We start from the raw sequence: 594 nt of genomic DNA, 5'->3' as shown, positions 1-594 counted from the left end.
TGGCGTGGAGGTACGACTGCTCACGTATATCCGGCCTCTATGCTGAGCCTCGCGGCTCGGGCCATGATGGGCTATTCGCGCGTCCTGTCCTGATCGGGCTAGCGTGCTCAAGGCACACCGGATAAGCAAGGGTCTCAAGACGCCGGTTCGACCTGTTGGCCATCAACGTTTCATGCTTCGCAACCGTGGTGGGACGTGCTCCTTAACTTACTTCTTCTCGAAACCCGGCTGAGTCGTGGGCCTGCCCGCAGCTCAACCGGGTTGATAATCGGTGTCCTTGCTCATCAGCGCCCACGCAATGCGGGCGTTCTTGTTCGCCACCGCCACCGCCGCGATATTCTTGTTGCGCCGCTGTAGCAGCCGCTTGATCCAGTCGCTGCGCGCATCATCCTTGCCCGTTGCCGTTCTCACCACGGCGCGCGCACCGTGAATCAGCAGCGTGCGCAAATAGCTGTCCCCGCGCTTGCTGATGCCCTGCAGGCAGTCTTTGCCGCCACTGCTGTGCTGCCGCGGCACCAGCCCCAGCCAGGCGGCCAGATCCCGTCCTTGCCGGAACTGTCCGATATCGCCGATCGCGGCAAGCAGTGCGGTGGC

General features: G+C 63.0%; 1 protein-coding gene. It reads right to left on the bottom strand.

Annotation, left to right across the window (positions count from 1 at the left end; all coding sequences use genetic code 11):
- Window positions 1-252: 252 nt before the first annotated feature.
- The coding region (locus tag PQU96_RS15910; RefSeq protein WP_272773381.1) for a transposase at window positions 253-594 on the bottom strand (342 nt) is incomplete at its 5' end.

Source organism: Vogesella margarita (assembly GCF_028548475.1).
GTDB classification, from domain to species: Bacteria; Pseudomonadota; Gammaproteobacteria; order Burkholderiales; family Chromobacteriaceae; genus Vogesella; species Vogesella margarita.
Note: the sequence above shows the minus strand (reverse complement) of the source record. Positions and strands in the feature narration are given on the sequence as shown.